The following is a 17,794-nucleotide window of genomic DNA, read 5'->3' as shown; positions in this document are numbered from 1 at the left end:
AGTATAATGGCTAAAAAGAATAGCAACGACTGGAAAAAAAGAGATGGGGTGGTATATTCCACCAGTGATGACTTTGAGTTTGAAGAGGGGCAGGATGGAGATGCCGAAACCCTCCCTCCTCAGCAGCAAAACCTGAAAGTAATGCTGGACAAGAAAGCCCGAGGAGGCAAACAAGTAAGCCTCGTCACGGGATTTGTCGGATCAGAAGATGACCTCAAAGACCTCGGCAAACTGCTCAAAACCAAATGTGGCGTTGGGGGTACCGTCAAAGATGGTGAAATCATCATCCAAGGGGATCATAGAGATAAGATCCTCCAAGTCTTGCAAAGCAATAAGTATAAAGCCAAAAAATCTGGCGGATAACTAAAAAGGAGTGGCCCAATAAGCCACTCCTTTTTTAATTTAAAAAATGGAACCACAAACTTTGTTTAACCTACTTGCGCAGGCAAGACCACACACCACCGTGTGAACTTACCAGCATTTACGAATCGAGGACCGAAAATGGATTTAGCCTTTCTCCAAATTATTTCCCATAAGCGCGAATTAATAGCTTTATAGACTTCCTAAAAAAGAAAACACCAATTTCCCTAGTCCATAATCTTGCCGATCAACAAACCATAAATACCTAATTTATAACCTGTTAAGGAGGATAACCGCAATTATTATCTGGATGAAAAATAAACTTTCAGACTTTCCACATTTTTTCCATCAATTTGAAATTTCTATATGAATTTTGTATTTGAATAGCACATAATTTCATCCTCATAACTTGAAAGAAACTACCGGCTTTCAAATGACTTAGCAGAATGGGAATAGTATACGCTTTTACCCTTTAGACTAAATCAGCTCAGCGCTATTTTTTGAGCGGTACAAAACTCTATTATCATTTCCGATCCTACGACTCCTACGTCCTGCGAAATTAATGCAGTAGCCTATGGAGAGGGTTTATTTTTTAAGGTAGAACCCTCATTCCTGAGCTTCGCTAAAACTATTTTATCACTTATTTCAAAAGTCTATCAATCCAAAAATGGCCTGCAATGCGTAGGTAATGCTATAAGAAGCCTGAAGCGTACGAAAAGGGCTAGCTTCAAAATTTAAAGAGAGAAAAATGATGCAATTTCGACTTTTGAGCCTTTCTCATCAACGAACCACAATCTCTGATCGAGAAAATTTTGCACTTACCCCATCAGAAACTCAGACGGTGTTGGAGCGGGCAAAGGCTGATCCCAGTATTCAGGAAATTCTGATTCTATCCACTTGCAATCGAACCGAGATTCTCCTTATCGGGGAGGAACATGCGGCCATGCAAGCTCTTGAGATCCTCTGCAAGCTCAAGAGGCAAGACCTCCATCAGGCTCGGGAATTATTTTTGTTCATGGAAAAGGAGGATGAAATCCTTCACTATATATTCAGGGTATCCGCAGGCTTAGAGTCACAGATTCTAGGAGACGCCCAAATCATCTCTCAGTTGAAGGCTGCCTATCAGCTTAGCCAAAGTACCGCAACAGCGGGGACCTTCATTCACCGCCTGATGCAGATGGTGTTCTGCGCCAACAAAAAAATCAGTCAGGAAACGGCCTTCCGCAATGGAATCAGCTCGGCATCCTACGCAGCGGTCGATATGATCGAAGAGTATTATTCTATGATCAAAAACCCCAGAATCGCCATCATTGGTTTTGGGGATATGGGACAGAAGGTCTGCCGTCACCTCATGTCTAAGGGCCATACCGAGCTTGAGATTTTCAATAGGTCCAGAGGCCGGGTGGATCATTTTAATAATAAGAATAGATCGAAACTTAGGTATCGCTCATTAGAGAACCTAGCCAGCAGCCTTGCGGATTTTGATATTATCATCTCCACGCCCACGGTGGAGAGCCCCTTAATCAGTGCTGCCGACAGCCTATTATGGAAAGAGCCCTTTAAGGTCATCGTGGATATCTCCATCCCTCGCAGTGTGGAGACGGCCGTCTCTCAGACTCCGGGAATGGTACTCTATGATATGGATGACATCAGCAAGGTCACTCAATCCACGATGGAGCAGAAGTCCGCATGTATCTATCAGGTGGAGGAGATTCTGGCAATCTATCAGCAGGAATATTTACAATGGATCGCTCACAATAAAAATCTGGGAAGTGTACGACTTTTAAAAAAGGCTTTGGAGCAAATAAAAACGGAGGAACTGAGTCGATTTGGAAAGGAAATAGAAAATCAATCCTCAGGGTATTATGAAACAATAATGGACTCAATGATCCAAAAGATTATCAAAAAAACGGTAATCTCCCTAAAATCCATCCCTAATGAGCAGGAAAGGGAGAATTTCAATTCGGTAATCCACCAGACCTTTCTTTAATAAATTATTAAGCTTTAGGAAAAAAGTTTATCATTTTTTGGATAATTAGGATAGCTGCTTAATTTTGTATCACTATCATGAACAGCAACGCAATACATAGCAAATCACAACCACTTTTTACAGTTCAGACTACTGTGACTGTTCATCACCTGCATCATTCCTCTTAAGGAGGAAGGACAAATACATATCGCCCCAGTGGCTGTGCATTCCGCTATGATGCAGCCCGATTGATTCAAAGAATTTCTTAAAAGAACTATTCATATTCGTATCTTTATTTCATGGAAAATATAATTCGCATTGCCGTACAGAAAAGCGGTCGTTTGAGTGAAGACTCCTTGCGTCTGATTAAAGAGTGTGGCATCAAATTTTATAATGGCACCGGAAAACTAAAATCCACTTCTACCAATTTCCCAATTGAGTTTTTATATCTGAGAGATGATGATATCCCTGGATACGTCGCTGATGGGGTCGCTGATCTTGGTATCGTGGGAGAAAATGAGCTGGTAGAGAAAGACAAAGATGTCGATATCCAGAAGAAACTGGGATTTTCTAAATGTCGTCTTTCCTTGGCCATTCCAAAGGGTGAAGAGTATCCTGGGCTGTCTTATTTTCAGAGCAAGAGCATTGCAACTTCCTATACCAAAATTCTCGGAGACTATCTAAACGCCAATAATATCAGTGCAGAAATCCATGAAATCAGTGGCTCTGTAGAGATTGCACCAAGCATTGGTTTGGCAGAAGGCATCTGTGATATTGTGAGCTCTGGCTCCACCTTGATGATGAATGGCTTGAAGGAAGTGGAGGAAATCTTCAAATCTGAAGCTGTCCTCATCAGCCATAAGGGACTAAACGCCGCAAAAATGGCGATCGTGGAGAAGCTTCTCTTCCGCATCAACGCCGTTCAGACTGGCAAAAGCAATAAGTACGTGCTTTTGAACGCTCCTAATGATTCATTAGACAAGATCATCTCCTTGATCCCAGGAATGCGCAGTCCTACCATCCTGCCATTGGCGCAAGACGGCTGGTCCTCCGTGCACTCTGTACTCAATGAAGACCAATTCTGGGAAAACATTGAAGAGCTCAGAGCAGCAGGCGCAGAAGGTATCCTGGTAGTGCCCATCGAGAAGATGGTTTTATAATTGATTTTCCAAAAACTATACGAATGAGAGTAATCACCAATCCCAGTCAGAGCGAATGGAAAAAAGAACTGGCCAGGCCAGTTCAGAAGATGAAAGAGATCCAAAAGATCGTCAAGCCTATCATGCGAAAGGTGAAAAGGCAAGGCGATAAGGCTCTTATCAAATTTGCTTTGGAGTATGACCATGTGGAAATCCGTGATTTATTGGTAAGCCCTGAGGAGGTAGCCGAGGCCAAGGCCAAGGTGGATGACTCGCTAAAGGCCGCCATTCAAATCGCTCGAGTGAATATTGAGAAGTTTCATAAGGCTCAAGCCACCGAGGACCTCAGTATGGAGGTGATGGAAGGCGTGACCTGTATGAGGCGAAGTGTGGCCATCCAAAAAGTAGGGCTTTATATCCCTGGAGGAACGGCGCCCTTATTTTCCACGGTATTGATGCTGGGCATTCCTGCCAACCTTGCGGGATGTAAAGAAATCGTACTCTGCAGCCCACCGAATAAGGAAGGGAAAATCCACCCTGCCATCGTCTATACGGCGGATCTTATCGGCATCACCAAAATCGTCAAAGTGGGCGGGGCGCAAGCCATCGCTGCCATGACTCATGGAACCGAAACGGTCCCTAAGGTGGATAAGATCTTTGGACCGGGAAACCAATATGTGACGGCTGCTAAGCAACTGGCAACCAAGAAAGGAATCACGATCGATATGCCTGCGGGACCATCTGAGGTACTCGTATATGCTGATGAGACCGCTATACCGGCTTTCGTGGCCGCAGACCTGCTTTCTCAAGCCGAACACGGCGTGGACAGTCAGGTGATCCTGGTCACCAACACCAAGGAGGTGGCAGAAAAAGCACTCCGACAAGTGGAAATGCAGCTGGAGAAACTGCCTCGGCAGGTCATTGCGGCCAAAGCACTAAGCAATAGTGTCGCCGTCATCATGCCCGACCAGCAGCAAGCCATAGATCTGATCAATGAATATGCTCCTGAGCACCTGATCATAGCGGTGAAAAATGAGGATGAGATAATAAAAAATATCGTGAATGCAGGCTCTGTATTCATCGGTAATTATACTCCCGAATCCGCCGGAGACTATGCCTCAGGCACCAACCATACCCTACCTACTTACGGCTATGCCCGAAACTATAGCGGGGTTTCTTTAGATAGTTTTGTTAAGAAAATTACTTATCAAAAAATCAGCCCTCGAGGCATCCAAAACCTAGGTCCAACTATAGAGGTAATGGCAGGAAATGAGCAGCTGGAAGCGCACAAAAACGCCGTAAGCCTTCGCTTAAAATACTTAAAAGACAACGCGTAACGATGGCCTTTGATCTAAAAAAACTCCTGCGTCCACATATAGCAGAGCTGAAACCTTACTCCTCTGCTAGAGATGAATATACCGGTAAAGAAGGTGTATTCCTGGACGCCAACGAAAACCCATACGGATCAATTACCGAGGGGAATTTTAATCGATACCCTGACCCCTATCAGTATGCGATCAAAGCCAAACTCAGCATTATTAAGGATATTTCCCCTTCTCAGATATTCCTGGGAAATGGTAGTGATGAAGCGATAGACCTTTTAATGAGGGCTTTTTGCCGTCCCGGCAAAGACAATATCATCATCCTACCTCCTACTTACGGGATGTATGAGGTAAGTGCGGATATCAATGATATCCAAATCAAAAAGGTGGAGCTCAGCCCTGACTATCAGCTCCGCCCGGATGCGATCCTGGCAGAGGTAAATGAGGATACGAAAATCATCTTCATTTGCTCACCTAATAACCCTAGCGGGAATAAGGTCAAGCGAGCGGATATCATGACCATCTTGTCCAACTATGATGGATTAGTGGTAGTAGATGAGGCTTATATTGACTTCAGTGATGAGCCTAGCTTCATCGAGGAGCTGCCGCATTCGCCTAATTTATTGGTAATGCAGACCTTCTCCAAAGCTTGGGGACTAGCTTCATTACGATTAGGAATGGCTTTTGCCTCGGAGGAAATTATCGCTATTCTCAACAAAATAAAACCTCCTTATAATATCAGTGGCCTTACGCAGGACACGGTTTTGGAGGCCTTGGACAATACGGCCAAAAAAGATAAGATGGTAAAAGAAATTCTGGAAGAAAGAGAATATTTGAAATCCAGATTATTAGCATTGGCCTTCGTCAAAAAAATTCATCCTAGTCATGCCAATTTCCTTTTGGTGGAAGTACCCGCCGCGAGGAAAGCCTACGAAACGCTCATCGAAAAGCGAATTATAATCCGAGATCGATCCAAAGTGGCACTTTGTGCGGATTGCCTAAGGATTACGGTGGGCACCAGAGCCGAAAACGAGCGATTTCTGGAGGAGATGAGTCTTATTTCTAAGCAATTTGACTAATCCTAACCCTATCAAGCTAACACCACAAAACCATTTTACAGCAATGAAAAAAGTATTATTTATAGATAGAGATGGCACCATCATCAAGGAACCACCGGTGGACTTCCAAGTGGACAGCCTCGAAAAACTAGAATTTCTACCTAAAGCGATCTCTAATCTCAGAAAAATCGCTGAGGAAACGGACTATGAATTGGTCATGGTGACTAATCAGGATGGTCTGGGTACAGACTCCTTTCCAGAGGACACCTTTTGGCCCGCCCAATACAAAATGCTCAAAACGCTGGAGCAGGAAGGGGTGATTTTTTCTGCTATCCATATTGATAAGACTTTTGAGCATGAAAATGCACCTACACGGAAGCCTGGCACTGCCTTGCTTATTGAATATATGGCGGGCAGCGATTACGATATGGCCAATTCTTACGTCATTGGTGATCGTCATACGGACATAAAACTAGCCCAAAACCTAGGTGCAAAGGCGATATTTATTGGAGAAGAAGCCGCTGAAGGAGCTTCACTTTCCACCACTTCTTGGGATGAAATCTATGAATTCCTTCGTCTTCCAGCCCGTAAAGCTAGCGTAGAAAGAAGCACTTCAGAGACTCAAATCCAAATCAGTGTAAACCTTGATGGCTCTGGAAAATGTGATATTGACACCGGTTTACCTTTCTTTGACCATATGCTGGAGCAGCTCGGTAAGCACGGTGGAACAGACCTGGAAATCAAGGTAAAGGGTGATCTGCATATCGATGAGCATCACACCATTGAGGACACGGCATTGGCCTTGGGCGAAGCCTATCTCAAAGCCTTAGGTGACAAAAAAGGAATCTATCGGTACGGGTTCTTATTGCCAATGGACGATGTATTGGCTCAGGTAGCCATCGATTTTGGAGGGAGACCCTGGACCATGTGGGAGGCAGAATTTAAGCGTGAAAAAATCGGTGATATGCCCACAGAGATGTTTTATCACTTCTTCAAAAGCTTCAGTGACACTTCCAAATGCAATCTGAATATCAAAGCTGAAGGTCAAAACGAACATCATAAAATAGAAGCTATTTTTAAAGCACTGGCGAGAGCAATAAAAATGGCTGTCAAAAGAGATATAGCAGCGCTAAATCAACTTCCAAGTACTAAGGGAGTGCTTTAAATCGCCGCAAGCTCAGGCTTTCCCCACCTTTAATCTACAAATTACTAGGTGAGCAGGTTTTTCCAGACTAAGGCATTTATATAAAAGGCTTTCCAAATATGGAAAGCCTTTTTACTTTTTTGTCTCATCTATAATTAAGCTTGGATAATTGCTCCACGGAGGCCTGCACTATTAAGCAGCGCGCCAAACTCCCCAATGACAGACTCTGGCACACCCTTATTGGTGGCGGCTTTTACAATAGCCTGCACAAAGAGATCATAATCATCGTCGGTAATCATGCCTGTCATACGCGCATTGACGGCGGGATTATGGGCATCGGCCATGCTCATTCCTTCATATTTATAGTTAGTTGATCCTATGGATTGGGCCAGCAAGTCGCTGAAGTTCTCTACTAATATATTGAAACCTGATAAGTCTCCGGCCCCTACTTCAGCGAGGAGAACAGGGAAATAAGGTTTTAAATCAGCGAATTCTGGATCAGAAGCCACCAAAAGTACGGTCTCAGTGACCACGGCTTTTAGTGGAGCATATCCGGCCTCCACCATTTGCGAATCATCCGTGGGATCAGTGACCATTACGGTTCCTCCCAATCGGGTATATAGATCCACCATAGTTTCATCTTGCCGCTGCACGATGGCCTCACGCGTTCCTTCTAATAGGTCACCCACTGGGCCCAGAATATCAGCAGTTCCAAATCCCGCTTCTGTAGCGGACTGCACCACTGCCTCTATAAACAGGTCAAAATCTTCATTATCAATAAGACCGTTCATGCGCTCATTCGCCACCGGATTATGCGCATCTACCATGCTCATCCCTGAATATTCGAAATTTTCGGCTCCTGTAGATACTGCTAGCAAATCTGTAAAATCCTTGACCAATGCAGTGTAACCAGAGAGATCATTGGCCCCTACCTCGGCTAAGAGCACATTGAAATACGGCTTTAGCTCAGTATATTTTTCGTCGGAAGCAACAAGCATTACCGTCCCTCCTACCACAGTACGAAGATTCAAATAGCCCTGCTCGATCTTCTGACCAGGCATATCTGGATCTTCCACCTTCATTTCTCCCCCAAGCTTGGTCGCATAAAATGAATCATCCACCGGCTGCTGGGCCATCTTATCATCATCATTACATGAGGCGAAAAGTACCACCGTCATCAGTAAGAGATAAATTGAAAATTGATTTAGTTTTTTCATGTTGTAAAGGTTTATGTGAAATTTATTAGTTAGTAAAAATCTTTTGGAAGAACCCGCCCAGCTGGTAGGTCAGGGAACTCTTGTCAATGGCGGGGCAGCTGGCAGCCAATTCCGACTCACTAGGTTGAAAAAGTGAGGCCTTCATGTCAAACTTGGAATTCATCTGGCTCACTAGTTCATGGGGACTGTGTTTTTGACGATCGTATAAGACCACCATATAATCCGAAACCCTGTTGACGCGAGCATCCTTAAGCCCATCCATATCCAAAAATCCCGCGCTCACCGCCACGGACTTGAGGCTGTCTATATCCTCATTAAAATCTATCTGGCTCATCGCCCAATTTGGCCCCGAGGGCTTGCTGCTGGTCACCATATATATATGGACTGCAAGGATGGACACCAATAAGATGACCATCAGTCCGATTCCGATAATTATTTTTTTGATCATGGCTCGTTTCTTTTACGTTGTTTGGGCTATGTACGAGGCCTGAATGCTTTTTGGATTGCTATGCTATAAAATTTTCCAAAAATTCAGATTCTACCATTAGCATTTGATAGTTGACATGAAAAATAGGCTTAGCCTAAAGTCCGGATAAAATCTCTCCAAACCAGGCTAATCCCATCCGATCTCCTAGCGGTCTTTCCCCCTTCCCCATAAAAATTTCAAGTCATAACTAATCCAACCCTAAAAGACTGGCCAAGCAGAAGGAAAACAGACACAGCACGCAATATCCTGATAAACAAATAATTAAAGACTATTGCATTTTAGATACTATTTATTTAGTTTTATAACTAAACTTTACGATATGAGAAAGCTGTTTTTAGTTGTACTGGTTTTAAGTCTGAGTTCATGTGGGCACAGCCTGCAGGAAGCCGAGCGGCATTTTGCGCAGGGCCAATATTATAAAACCATTTCGGAGCTCAACTGGGTGTTATTTATGAAAATGTCTAATACCGAGGCTTTGCAGCTCAGGGCGATGGCTTATGAGCAATTGAAGGATTGGAATAATGCATTGATGGATTATAAGTTAATACTACAAATGAAGCCTGAAGATGGCATTGCATATGCAGGGATCGGCAAGGTATATTGGGAGCAGGGAAGTTATATTTTGGCAGAAAAGAATTTGCTACTGGCGGCCAGGTACCGTGATGATGATGCGGAACTTATGATTCTACTTGGACGAGCGATGATCAAAAATAAGAATTTCCAATCTGCAGATCTCTTTTTGCTAAAAGCAACGGAGCTGGAGCCAAAGTTGGCAAAAGCCTATTTTTATCGGGGAATAGTGCAAGCTCATCTTGGCGATGCGATGGGAAGTGCCTCTCAGTTCAATATGTATTTGATGTATGCTGAGGACAATATCAAGGCATATTATAATCGCGGCTTTGCTATGCTCTCGATGGGCATGACCGACTGGGCTAGAGAGGATTTTGAATTTGTATTAAAGCATAATCCTAAGCATCATGAGGCCTTGGCGCGGCACGCGGTATGCATCATGAGCAGCAATCCCGGTAAAGCTTGCGCAGACCTCCAGCTAGCAGCCAATAAAGGCAGTGAATTCGCCAAAGAACATTTGAAATTATGTCGATGAATCCAACTTCTTCACCTCCTGCTTCCCTTCCTATCAGAGAAAAAAAATTACAAGGATGGTACTTTGAATGGAGAAATCACAAGCTATCCTATCTTTCAGACAAACCTCCTAAACTCTTCACAGGAATTGACCCAAAAGATACCTGCGTAGCATTATCGGAAGAAAGTGCTCCGGCTAAATTGGAAAATAGAGTCGGAGCACTATTGTCTTTAATCATAGGTATGTGTTTCCATTATTCTATTTAATTGGGGGAATGGAGCCCCAGTCTATTACCTTCCGTATCTAAAAACAATGCAAAAAACCCACTATCATCTGCGTGCGCTGTTTTCTTCATCAGGATTTCCCCACCATTTTCCTCAACTTTACCAAGAATGATTTGAAGATCCTCTCCTCCATTTAAATAAATGGTCACCCCATCTGCCGAAGGAATATACCCTTCAGCTTTTACTATAACCCCTGTTATCAATTGATCTTCATAGGGAAATATTCCCATTTCCATTTCAGGCATTTCCATTTTCTCAATGCTAATGCCCAAAATCGCTTGATAAAAATCGACAGCTCGTGAAATATCCCTTGCAGGAATTTCAAAAATCGAAATATGACTCTTCATTTCTTTTGTTTTTAGATTAGATACAACTGAATTCGATTTGGTTTTTGATGCCCTTTGACTGCTATATGCAGTACAACCGTGGCATAGGAATATGGCTATATAAAAAATGTATGATTTCATATCGTCCTGCTTTATTTGATTAGTCAAATTTAGCTTAGGGACATCCACAAAAATTGTAAAAATGCGACACCTTAATTATTTATAGAAAAGGGCAGAAAGTGCCATATTTTCATTACCTAAAAACTCCTTGGGGTTGATTCCTGTAAATTCTCTAAAGTCTTTTATAAAATGGGCCTGGTCAAAATATTCACTTTCATACGCTATGTCCGTCAGGTTTTCTTCCTGTTTGTTCAATAACATTTTTAAAGCGGTCTGTAATCGGATTACTTTACCTAGCTGTTTTGGACTAAGGCCAATTTGTTTTTTGAACTTTCGCTCAAGTTGTCTCCGTTTGGATAAATCATCTCTAAGGATTTCCTTCACAGAGGCACTTCCTTTTGTTTCCAAAAGGGCATCAATCGTAGATTTTACGATAGTATCGATAGTAGTTTTTTCGTGTAACTTTCCCGAAAGGAAATTTTCAATTATTTCAATTCGTTCAGTACTATTTTTGGCCTCTATAATTTTTTGCTCCAATCCCAATGCTGTTTTTTCTCCAAGCAACTCACCTAGTGGTGTTTCATTATTTTCCAAGCTCTTAATCGACCCTGACACGAAATTAGCAAAGCCATAAGGATAAAAACGAATTGCAAAGGTATTCACATAGCCTGTAGGCTCAATATAAAATGGATCGATTATCTGGCCTAGCACCATTGCACGAGGTTGAATAATAAATTCAGTTTCCGAGGTGTATCGCTTTATGTCATCCCCAAGTATAAAAGCCATTTCAATGGTTCCATCTGGGATTATTCGCTGCCTTTGTGACTCAGGTCCAACAGGAACTTCTAAAGTCCAATAACAGCTGATAAGAGCTTTCAAATCAGAACTTGGTTGAAATGTATGATAGTTCATCTATAATTCACCATTTATTGAGGAATATAATGCATCTGGTTTAAGAAAAGTAGGCGGTTCCTAAGAACTAAATTTTCCGTCAAGCATCATGTTTTATTCGCCACAAAAATCATTAATTTACTATTATTTAGCCTAACGACTTTCCATTCCAAGCCTGTACTTTTAAGAGTATCATTTTCTTCAGATTCATAATACTCCTCCAGCCTTAGCAATCATCTGAAGTAATATAGGAAATGCTAAATCCTATTAGGCTATGATTCTAATAGGCTATGATTCTATTTTTAGTTCTTTTGCCATAACTTAATCACTTATAAGATGCAGTTAATTTACTATCCGCCACTAGTCAAGGTTCCATCAGCCCCAGCAACCTATTGAATCTTTAACACTATTAACCATAGTTTTTGGAGGGGTCAGCGGGTACTAATTTAAGATTTTCGTCTATCTCGTCAAGCGGCTATGTTTATTTTTACTGGCGCCTTACGCTTTTTCTCAGCCGAATCGACTTAAGATCTACCTTTAGCTTTTTGTTTGAACTTGCTCCCAATATACTATAATACTGACTAGACACTACAATATAGGGTTGGGATGGTTAAGGCTGGTATTCAAGGACTTCAATTGCTCACTTTATCCACTTGAGGGATAAGGTAGGAACATTTTCATCTTACCTGCACTGGATTATGAAGGATAAAATAGGTGGCATATAGCCTAGAGCGGGCCGAAATATTTTAGATATATTTATTATTAAGCTCATAAACTCATCATTTTTTGTCAGTTGGTATAAAAAAAACCGCTTTAAATTCTAATTTTGGGTTTCGAAATTATGAATCACAAGAAACTCGTCATCATCCCCACCTATAATGAAAAGGAGAATATCCGAGACATCATCTACGCGGTGCTGGCTTTGGAGGGGAATTTTGAGGTCCTGATTATTGACGATAATTCCCCTGATGGTACGGCCGAATTAGCAAAAGCAGCTCAGGGCCTTCATCCTGGAAAGGTCCATCTTATCCAACGCTCTGGAAAATTAGGATTGGGCACTGCCTATATAGAGGGCTTTAAGCATGCGCTAAAAGAAGGTTACGACTATATTTTTGAGATGGATGCTGACTTCTCCCATAATCCTCACGACCTGATTCGCTTATACCAAGCCTGCGCAGAGCAAGGCTTTGATATGGCCATAGGTTCTCGGTATATCAAAGGGGTAAATGTGGTCAACTGGCCCATGGGAAGGGTACTGATGTCTTATTTCGCGAGTGTCTATGTGCAGTTCATCACCGGATTACCTATAAAAGACAGCACAGCAGGGTTCAAATGCTACCATAGATCAGTGCTTGAAGGAATAAAATTGGACAAAATTCGCTTTGTGGGATATGCTTTCCAGATAGAAATGAAGTTTACCTCATGGAAGCTTGGCTATAGTATCATTGAAGTACCGATCATCTTCACCGATCGCACCAAAGGCACCTCAAAGATGTCCAAGCATATTTTTAGAGAAGCCGTAATGGGTGTCATTTATATGAAAGTGATCAGTTTATTTAGACCTTTTAAGAGGGCTAATCAAAGCGAATAGCTTTGATAGGCTGGACATTACTGATCAGCATCGCTGGAATAAACAACACCAAGGTGGTCACCACCAACACGATACAATTCAAAGCTATAATCACGGGCCAGTTCCACTCTATGGGCACGTAGGTCATATAATAGTTTTCAGGGTCCAAGGTCAAAGCCTGTGTCCAATACTGAAAAGCACATAGTCCTAAGCCAATGGCATTTCCCAGAAGGGTACCCCGCCCGATAATCCTAATCCCATTCCACACAAAAATCCGTCGAATCTGGCGATTACTGCTTCCCATGGACTTGAGCATCCCTATCATCTGGGTTCTTTCCATAATGAGGATAAACAAAATAGACACCATATTAAAAGCCGCTACGAAGAGAATTAAAGCCAGGAATACATATACATTATTATTTAGTAGTTTGAGCCAGTCAAATATTTGAATAAATTTTATGGTAGAATTATCAACTTTCAGATCATAATCAATTTTGTCATAAAGGGCTTCTTCAAACTCATTAATCTGTTTTGGATCATTGATAAACACCTCAAAGCCTCCCACCTGGTCGGGATTCCAGCCATTGAGATTTCGTATGGTCTGGATATCGCCAAGGACCATTTTGTCATCAAAATCCTCCAAATAAGTTTCGTAAATCCCCACCACTTCAAAGCGTCTATACCGGGGTGGATCCTGGACAAAGTACATAATCACCTTATCCCCCAGACCGAGCAGCAGCTTATTGGCTATCTTACGGCTTAGCAAAACCTCATTGGCAGCGCTGCCATCTTCATTGAAATTTATCAAGCGTCCTTCATGCAATGCGGGCTGAAAGGCTACCGAATCGAAATCTGGCCCTATACCTTTTAGCAGTACCCCCTGCACCTCATCGTCCCCTTTTAGCAGCCCTGGCTTGAACGCATACTCCTGGATATGCTTCACAAAACCATAATCCTTATAATTGGTATAAAATTGGCTATTCTTACTGGAGGGAATGTCCTCATATCCATTATGTGACGAAAACTTATGGACCTGATAATGCCCAGTAAACGCAAAAACCTTATTGGCCACGACTTCTTTAAACCCGCCCTGAATCAGAAAAGCAATAATAAGTATAGAAAGACCAATGGCTATGCTCGCTACCGCAATGCCATGAATGGTGCCCGTGAAACCGCCGGTCCTTTTAAAACTAATTCTTTTGGCAATGAAGTAGGAAAGGTTCAATGAAGTGTTTTATTTTGTTAAGACTCAAATGCAAATTACAATGAAGCAGGTAAAATTAATATTTCTAATTACATTTTTATGCACCCTCGCTCATCATTCCTTGCTTGCCCAACACAAAATCGTCGTGAAGGGAACAAGCTTTGGTACGGAGAGCGCAGCCATCCTCCCGGGAGCCGACCAGGGGCAGCTCTATCTTTCTCTCCTGAAAGGGAAAAAAGTGGCCTTGATCACTAATCAAACCGGGGTGCTGACCCAAAAGAACAATTTGCATTTGGTGGATTTCCTGATGGAAAACGATATTACCATCCAAAAGATTTTTGTACCCGAACACGGGTTCCGAGGAAATGCAGATGCTGGGGAGGTTATAAAAAATGATATTGATAAGGAAACAGGTATTCCCTTGGTATCTCTATATGGGTCCAATAAGAAGCCTTCTCCGGAAGCACTTATGGATGTAGACGTTTTGATTTTTGATTTTCAAGACGTAGGATTGAGATTTTACACTTATATCAGCACCATGCACTATGTCATGGAGGCTTGTGCAGAGCAAGGAAAACCATTAATTATCCTTGACCGCCCCAATCCAAATGCTGACTATATCGATGGTCCCATGCTGGACCCCAAGTATAGGAGTTTCGTGGGAATGCATGAAATCCCTGTAATCCATGGCCTGACCATGGGCGAGCTAGCCCAAATGATCAATGGCGAAGGATGGCTAAAAAACAAGGTCAAAGCTGATATCACGGTGATCCCTGTGGCCAATTGGGATCATAGTATGCCCTACTCCCTGCCTGTAAAGCCGTCTCCAAATCTTCCAAATGATATCTCAATCCGCCTATATCCTTCCTTATGCTTCTTTGAAGGAACAGACATTAGCGTGGGGCGAGGGACTTATTTCCCATTTCAAGTCTATGGTGCTCCAGACCCTAAATATGGAGAATTTACCTTCACCCCAAAGAGTATTCAGGGCATGAGCAAACATCCACCACATGAGGATCAGCTCTGCTATGGGACGGATCTCAGAGAGGAGCCGCTTTCACATCAATTCACCCTTTCCTACCTTCTGGAGATGTACCAAAAGTCTGGCAAAAAAGAGAAGTTCTTCAATAATTTCTTCGACAAACTCGCAGGTACTGACCAATTGAGGAAGGATATCTTGGCTGGAAAATCCGCTGCGGAAATTAAAGCAAGCTGGAAACCGGCCTTAGATAAATACAAGACCATGAGGCAAAAATATTTATTGTATAAATAAAATTATTTGCCATTACTCTATGGCAAATAATACAGCTATTCCTCAATACCGTATAAGAAATACGTAGGAGTTACTTGAAAAGAAATTAGGATTTCCCTTGGAGACTGAGCCAGGATGAACACGATCTATTAGGGTAAAAAAAATATATCATGAATAAAGATCTTCGGATAATCTATATGGGCACGCCGGAATTTGCTGTGTCCTCCTTAGAAATATTAGTGCATAACGGATGGAATGTGATCGCAGTGGTCACTGCTCCTGACAAGCCAAGAGGCCGGGGCCAGAAACTGGTACCATCTCCAGTCAAGGAAGCCGCCCTCCAACATGATATCCCAGTACTCCAGCCCACAAACCTAAAGTCTCCGGAATTTATAGAAGAGCTTAAAAGCTTCAATGCTGACATTCAGGTGGTCGTCGCTTTCCGCATGCTTCCTGAGATGGTTTGGAATATGCCAGCCCAAGGCACCTTCAACCTGCATGCTTCCCTACTTCCAGATTATCGCGGTGCAGCCCCCATCAACTGGGCCATCATCAATGGGGAAAAGGAAACCGGGGTAAGCACGTTTTTTCTTCGTCATGAAATCGACACCGGAAGTATTATTTTTCAGGAAAAAGAACCCATCCTTCCTGAGGACAATATCGGAACGATGTACGAAAAGCTGATGAACAGAGGCGCTAAACTCGTGCTAAAAACCATCGAAGAAATCTCCCAAGGGCCAGTGGAAACCAAGGTGCAGGATGAAAGTAAAGCCTTAAATCATGCCCCAAAAATCTATAAGGAGACCTGTGAAATAGATTGGAATCAGCCTTCTGAGAAAATACATAACCTGGTAAGAGGCCTGTCCCCCTACCCTGCTGCATGGACAAATCTCAATGATAAACTCTGCAAGATCTTCCAAACGGAAAGCCTTCCCGGCACATTAGGATTAGAAGCCGGGAAATATAAAACCGATAATAAAACCTACCTCCATCTACAAACCGGTGAAGGTATCATCGCTATCAAAGAGCTACAGCTGCAAGGTAAAAAACGAATGGCCATCGATGACTTCCTTCGTGGCAATACGCTATAATAGCTCAAACGCTAAATCATAAATTTTCTTCTGATTGGCAAAGATGACATCATGTGCTCAGGGCAAGTTTGATGTCATCTATTTTTATCTATTTTTTTTCATCACCTACTTGATTTCCTCCCTGAAAGGCCCGATTGAGTTCATCCAATTCCCTGTTTTTTCTGCATTAACTAATTGCCACATTCAAAATACTAACTATAAACTCCCAAATACTATATGCCTATAGTAAATGATTGGGGCATTTATTACCTTGAATAGTTGATATTAACCTACTCTAACCATGAAATCATTTAAAATACTCTTAGGCATTTCCATTTTGATAGTGAGCAGTTCTGGACTTGCTCATGCTCAGTTTTTGAATAAACTAAAGAGAGCAGCCCAAGATGGGGTGGAAAAAGCGGTGGAAAGAAGGGTGACCAAAGAAGTAGAAACGGCCACTCAAAAGCAAGTGGACAAGACCCTAGAGTCTATTTTTGGTCCAGCATCGGAATATGAGGGAAGCGACTATGATTACGGAAAGATCTTCAGCAGTGTAAACCTAAATGCCCCAACGGAAGATAGTTATCATTTTTCGGGATATACAGATATGGAGATTTCGGGTACCGACGAAAAGGGTAAGGACATAGAGAACACGGTTTTCAGGACCTACCTGAGCGCTGAGGAGCATTATTGGGGAATCAAGATGGATAGTAAGGAAAGTGAGATGGAAAATGCAGTGATGATTTTTGATGGAAAAAATAATTCCACAGTGATCCTCATGGAAAATGAGGAGAAAGAGAAAATCTATATGTCCTATGGTGCTGACTGGAACAAAATGATCGAATCTGCCGATGTAAAAGAGGGAGATGCTCCGGATGTGGAAGGCATAGAAGAAGCCTATAAGATCGAGAAAACAGGTAATTCCAAGACGGTACTAGGTGTCACCTGTGAAGAATACAGAATGGAGAATGAAGAGGCGACGATCAACTATTGGGTAAGTAAAACTCCAGTGGAGGGTTATGCATCATTTTGGTCCAAAAACAACTTTATGTTTAGTGGCAAGATGGCCAAAAAGCATGGCAACTTATATCAGGACTTACCGGAGGGCGATGTGATGGAAATCCACCATGTATCTAAGGAAGACAAAGGCGAAACATGGATGAAAATCGTGGAAATCAATACCAGACAATCTACCGACTTCATCCTATCTGAATACAAAAACGGCATGAGCACCGAATAATATTGACCAACAAAATATCAGCGTATTGGTTTGACTATTTTTTATTGAGCAGAATCA

The 17,794-nt window shown here is 42.4% G+C and carries 17 protein-coding genes; 11 read left to right on the top strand and 6 right to left on the bottom strand.

Annotated features, from left to right (window positions below; translation table 11 throughout):
• The first annotated feature begins 6 nt into the window (after window positions 1–6).
• Window positions 7–363 (top strand): translation initiation factor, encoded by a 357-nt coding sequence (locus B050_RS0107280; protein WP_018473245.1) that lies wholly within the window; start codon window positions 7–9, stop codon window positions 361–363.
• A gap of 745 nt (window positions 364–1,108) precedes the next feature.
• Window positions 1,109–2,350 carry a glutamyl-tRNA reductase gene (gene hemA / locus B050_RS0107275; RefSeq protein ID WP_083923244.1) on the top strand — a complete coding sequence of 414 codons (1,242 nt, stop codon included), beginning with the start codon at window positions 1,109–1,111 and terminating at the stop codon, window positions 2,348–2,350.
• A gap of 129 nt (window positions 2,351–2,479) precedes the next feature.
• Here hemA and B050_RS23735 read toward each other — a convergent pair whose 3' ends face one another.
• Window positions 2,480–2,611, bottom strand: a complete 132-nt coding sequence (locus B050_RS23735) for a hypothetical protein (RefSeq protein WP_018473243.1) — start codon at window positions 2,609–2,611, stop codon at window positions 2,480–2,482.
• 17 nt (window positions 2,612–2,628) lie between these two features.
• Here B050_RS23735 and hisG point away from each other — a divergent pair, with 17 nt between their 5' ends.
• Genes hisG through hisB form a run of 4 tightly spaced genes read left to right on the top strand, consistent with a single transcriptional unit; the run spans window position 2,629 to window position 7,013 of the window.
• Window positions 2,629–3,489: an ATP phosphoribosyltransferase gene (gene hisG, locus B050_RS0107265; protein ID WP_018473242.1), complete on the top strand. Its 861-nt coding sequence runs from the start codon at window positions 2,629–2,631 to the stop codon at window positions 3,487–3,489.
• A gap of 23 nt (window positions 3,490–3,512) precedes the next feature.
• Window positions 3,513–4,805: a histidinol dehydrogenase gene (gene hisD, locus B050_RS0107260; protein ID WP_018473241.1), complete on the top strand. Its 1,293-nt coding sequence runs from the start codon at window positions 3,513–3,515 to the stop codon at window positions 4,803–4,805.
• A gap of 2 nt (window positions 4,806–4,807) precedes the next feature.
• The gene (gene hisC, locus B050_RS0107255) at window positions 4,808–5,869 is read left to right on the top strand and encodes a histidinol-phosphate transaminase (protein ID WP_018473240.1); all 1,062 of its coding nucleotides are present in this window, start codon (window positions 4,808–4,810) and stop codon (window positions 5,867–5,869) included.
• 43 nt (window positions 5,870–5,912) lie between these two features.
• Window positions 5,913–7,013, top strand: a complete 1,101-nt coding sequence (gene hisB, locus B050_RS0107250) for a bifunctional histidinol-phosphatase/imidazoleglycerol-phosphate dehydratase HisB (RefSeq protein WP_018473239.1) — start codon at window positions 5,913–5,915, stop codon at window positions 7,011–7,013.
• Between the two features lie 134 nt (window positions 7,014–7,147).
• Here the strand turns inward: hisB and B050_RS0107240 are convergent, their stop codons facing one another.
• Both B050_RS0107240 and B050_RS0107235 read right to left on the bottom strand, forming a co-directional pair.
• Window positions 7,148–8,209, bottom strand: coding sequence for a globin family protein (locus B050_RS0107240; RefSeq protein ID WP_018473238.1), 1,062 nt, complete (start codon window positions 8,207–8,209; stop codon window positions 7,148–7,150).
• 25 nt (window positions 8,210–8,234) lie between these two features.
• A complete protein-coding gene (locus B050_RS0107235; protein ID WP_018473237.1) occupies window positions 8,235–8,657 on the bottom strand; it encodes a hypothetical protein in 423 nt (140 codons plus the stop codon).
• A 358-nt stretch (window positions 8,658–9,015) separates the two neighbouring features.
• On the opposite strand from B050_RS0107235, the gene B050_RS0107230 reads away from it, so the two are divergent.
• Window positions 9,016–9,801, top strand: a complete 786-nt coding sequence (locus tag B050_RS0107230) for a tetratricopeptide repeat protein (RefSeq protein ID WP_018473236.1) — start codon at window positions 9,016–9,018, stop codon at window positions 9,799–9,801.
• Between the two features lie 241 nt (window positions 9,802–10,042).
• Here B050_RS0107230 and B050_RS0107220 read toward each other — a convergent pair whose 3' ends face one another.
• A complete protein-coding gene (locus B050_RS0107220) occupies window positions 10,043–10,531 on the bottom strand; it encodes a VOC family protein (protein ID WP_205744968.1) in 489 nt (162 codons plus the stop codon).
• A 75-nt stretch (window positions 10,532–10,606) separates the two neighbouring features.
• Entirely contained in the window at window positions 10,607–11,422 is an 816-nt protein-coding gene (locus B050_RS0107215; protein ID WP_018473233.1) for a DUF6597 domain-containing transcriptional factor, read from the bottom strand.
• A gap of 820 nt (window positions 11,423–12,242) precedes the next feature.
• On the opposite strand from B050_RS0107215, the gene B050_RS0107205 reads away from it, so the two are divergent.
• Window positions 12,243–12,992: a polyprenol monophosphomannose synthase gene (locus B050_RS0107205; protein WP_018473231.1), complete on the top strand. Its 750-nt coding sequence runs from the start codon at window positions 12,243–12,245 to the stop codon at window positions 12,990–12,992.
• On the opposite strand, the gene B050_RS0107200 is transcribed toward B050_RS0107205, so the two are convergent.
• Window positions 12,976–14,196, bottom strand: coding sequence for an ABC transporter permease (locus B050_RS0107200; protein ID WP_018473230.1), 1,221 nt, complete (start codon window positions 14,194–14,196; stop codon window positions 12,976–12,978). The genes B050_RS0107205 and B050_RS0107200 overlap by 17 nt on opposite strands.
• Window positions 14,197–14,236: 40 nt before the next feature.
• On the opposite strand from B050_RS0107200, the gene B050_RS0107195 reads away from it, so the two are divergent.
• The 3 genes from B050_RS0107195 (at window position 14,237) to B050_RS0107185 (ending at window position 17,737) form a co-directional block, all read left to right on the top strand.
• On the top strand, window positions 14,237–15,448 hold the full coding sequence (locus tag B050_RS0107195; RefSeq protein ID WP_018473229.1) for an exo-beta-N-acetylmuramidase NamZ family protein: 1,212 nt from the start codon (window positions 14,237–14,239) through the stop codon (window positions 15,446–15,448).
• Between the two features lie 149 nt (window positions 15,449–15,597).
• On the top strand, window positions 15,598–16,518 hold the full coding sequence (gene fmt, locus B050_RS0107190) for a methionyl-tRNA formyltransferase (RefSeq protein WP_018473228.1): 921 nt from the start codon (window positions 15,598–15,600) through the stop codon (window positions 16,516–16,518).
• Between the two features lie 280 nt (window positions 16,519–16,798).
• Window positions 16,799–17,737, top strand: coding sequence for a DUF4412 domain-containing protein (locus tag B050_RS0107185; RefSeq protein WP_018473227.1), 939 nt, complete (start codon window positions 16,799–16,801; stop codon window positions 17,735–17,737).
• Window positions 17,738–17,794: the final 57 nt, after the last annotated feature.

This window comes from Echinicola pacifica DSM 19836, from assembly GCF_000373245.1.
In the GTDB taxonomy this organism is placed as follows: Bacteria; Bacteroidota; Bacteroidia; order Cytophagales; family Cyclobacteriaceae; genus Echinicola; species Echinicola pacifica.
The sequence above is the reverse complement of the archived record's forward strand: the minus strand, read 5'-3'. Positions and strand labels throughout refer to the sequence as shown.

Excerpts from the sequence above, each read along its gene's own strand:
- B050_RS0107280 (WP_018473245.1), top strand. The coding sequence starts at position 7 with ATGGCTAAAAAGAATAGCAACGACTGGAAAAAAAGAGATGGGGTGGTA.
- hemA (WP_083923244.1), top strand. The coding sequence starts at position 1,109 with ATGATGCAATTTCGACTTTTGAGCCTTTCTCATCAACGAACCACAATC.
- B050_RS23735 (WP_018473243.1), bottom strand. The coding sequence starts at position 2,611 with ATGAATAGTTCTTTTAAGAAATTCTTTGAATCAATCGGGCTGCATCAT.
- hisG (WP_018473242.1), top strand. The coding sequence starts at position 2,629 with ATGGAAAATATAATTCGCATTGCCGTACAGAAAAGCGGTCGTTTGAGT.
- hisD (WP_018473241.1), top strand. The coding sequence starts at position 3,513 with ATGAGAGTAATCACCAATCCCAGTCAGAGCGAATGGAAAAAAGAACTG.
- hisC (WP_018473240.1), top strand. The coding sequence starts at position 4,808 with ATGGCCTTTGATCTAAAAAAACTCCTGCGTCCACATATAGCAGAGCTG.
- hisB (WP_018473239.1), top strand. The coding sequence starts at position 5,913 with ATGAAAAAAGTATTATTTATAGATAGAGATGGCACCATCATCAAGGAA.
- B050_RS0107240 (WP_018473238.1), bottom strand. The coding sequence starts at position 8,209 with ATGAAAAAACTAAATCAATTTTCAATTTATCTCTTACTGATGACGGTG.
- B050_RS0107235 (WP_018473237.1), bottom strand. The coding sequence starts at position 8,657 with ATGATCAAAAAAATAATTATCGGAATCGGACTGATGGTCATCTTATTG.
- B050_RS0107230 (WP_018473236.1), top strand. The coding sequence starts at position 9,016 with ATGAGAAAGCTGTTTTTAGTTGTACTGGTTTTAAGTCTGAGTTCATGT.
- B050_RS0107220 (WP_205744968.1), bottom strand. The coding sequence starts at position 10,531 with ATGAAATCATACATTTTTTATATAGCCATATTCCTATGCCACGGTTGT.
- B050_RS0107215 (WP_018473233.1), bottom strand. The coding sequence starts at position 11,422 with ATGAACTATCATACATTTCAACCAAGTTCTGATTTGAAAGCTCTTATC.
- B050_RS0107205 (WP_018473231.1), top strand. The coding sequence starts at position 12,243 with ATGAATCACAAGAAACTCGTCATCATCCCCACCTATAATGAAAAGGAG.
- B050_RS0107195 (WP_018473229.1), top strand. The coding sequence starts at position 14,237 with ATGAAGCAGGTAAAATTAATATTTCTAATTACATTTTTATGCACCCTC.
- fmt (WP_018473228.1), top strand. The coding sequence starts at position 15,598 with ATGAATAAAGATCTTCGGATAATCTATATGGGCACGCCGGAATTTGCT.
- B050_RS0107185 (WP_018473227.1), top strand. The coding sequence starts at position 16,799 with ATGAAATCATTTAAAATACTCTTAGGCATTTCCATTTTGATAGTGAGC.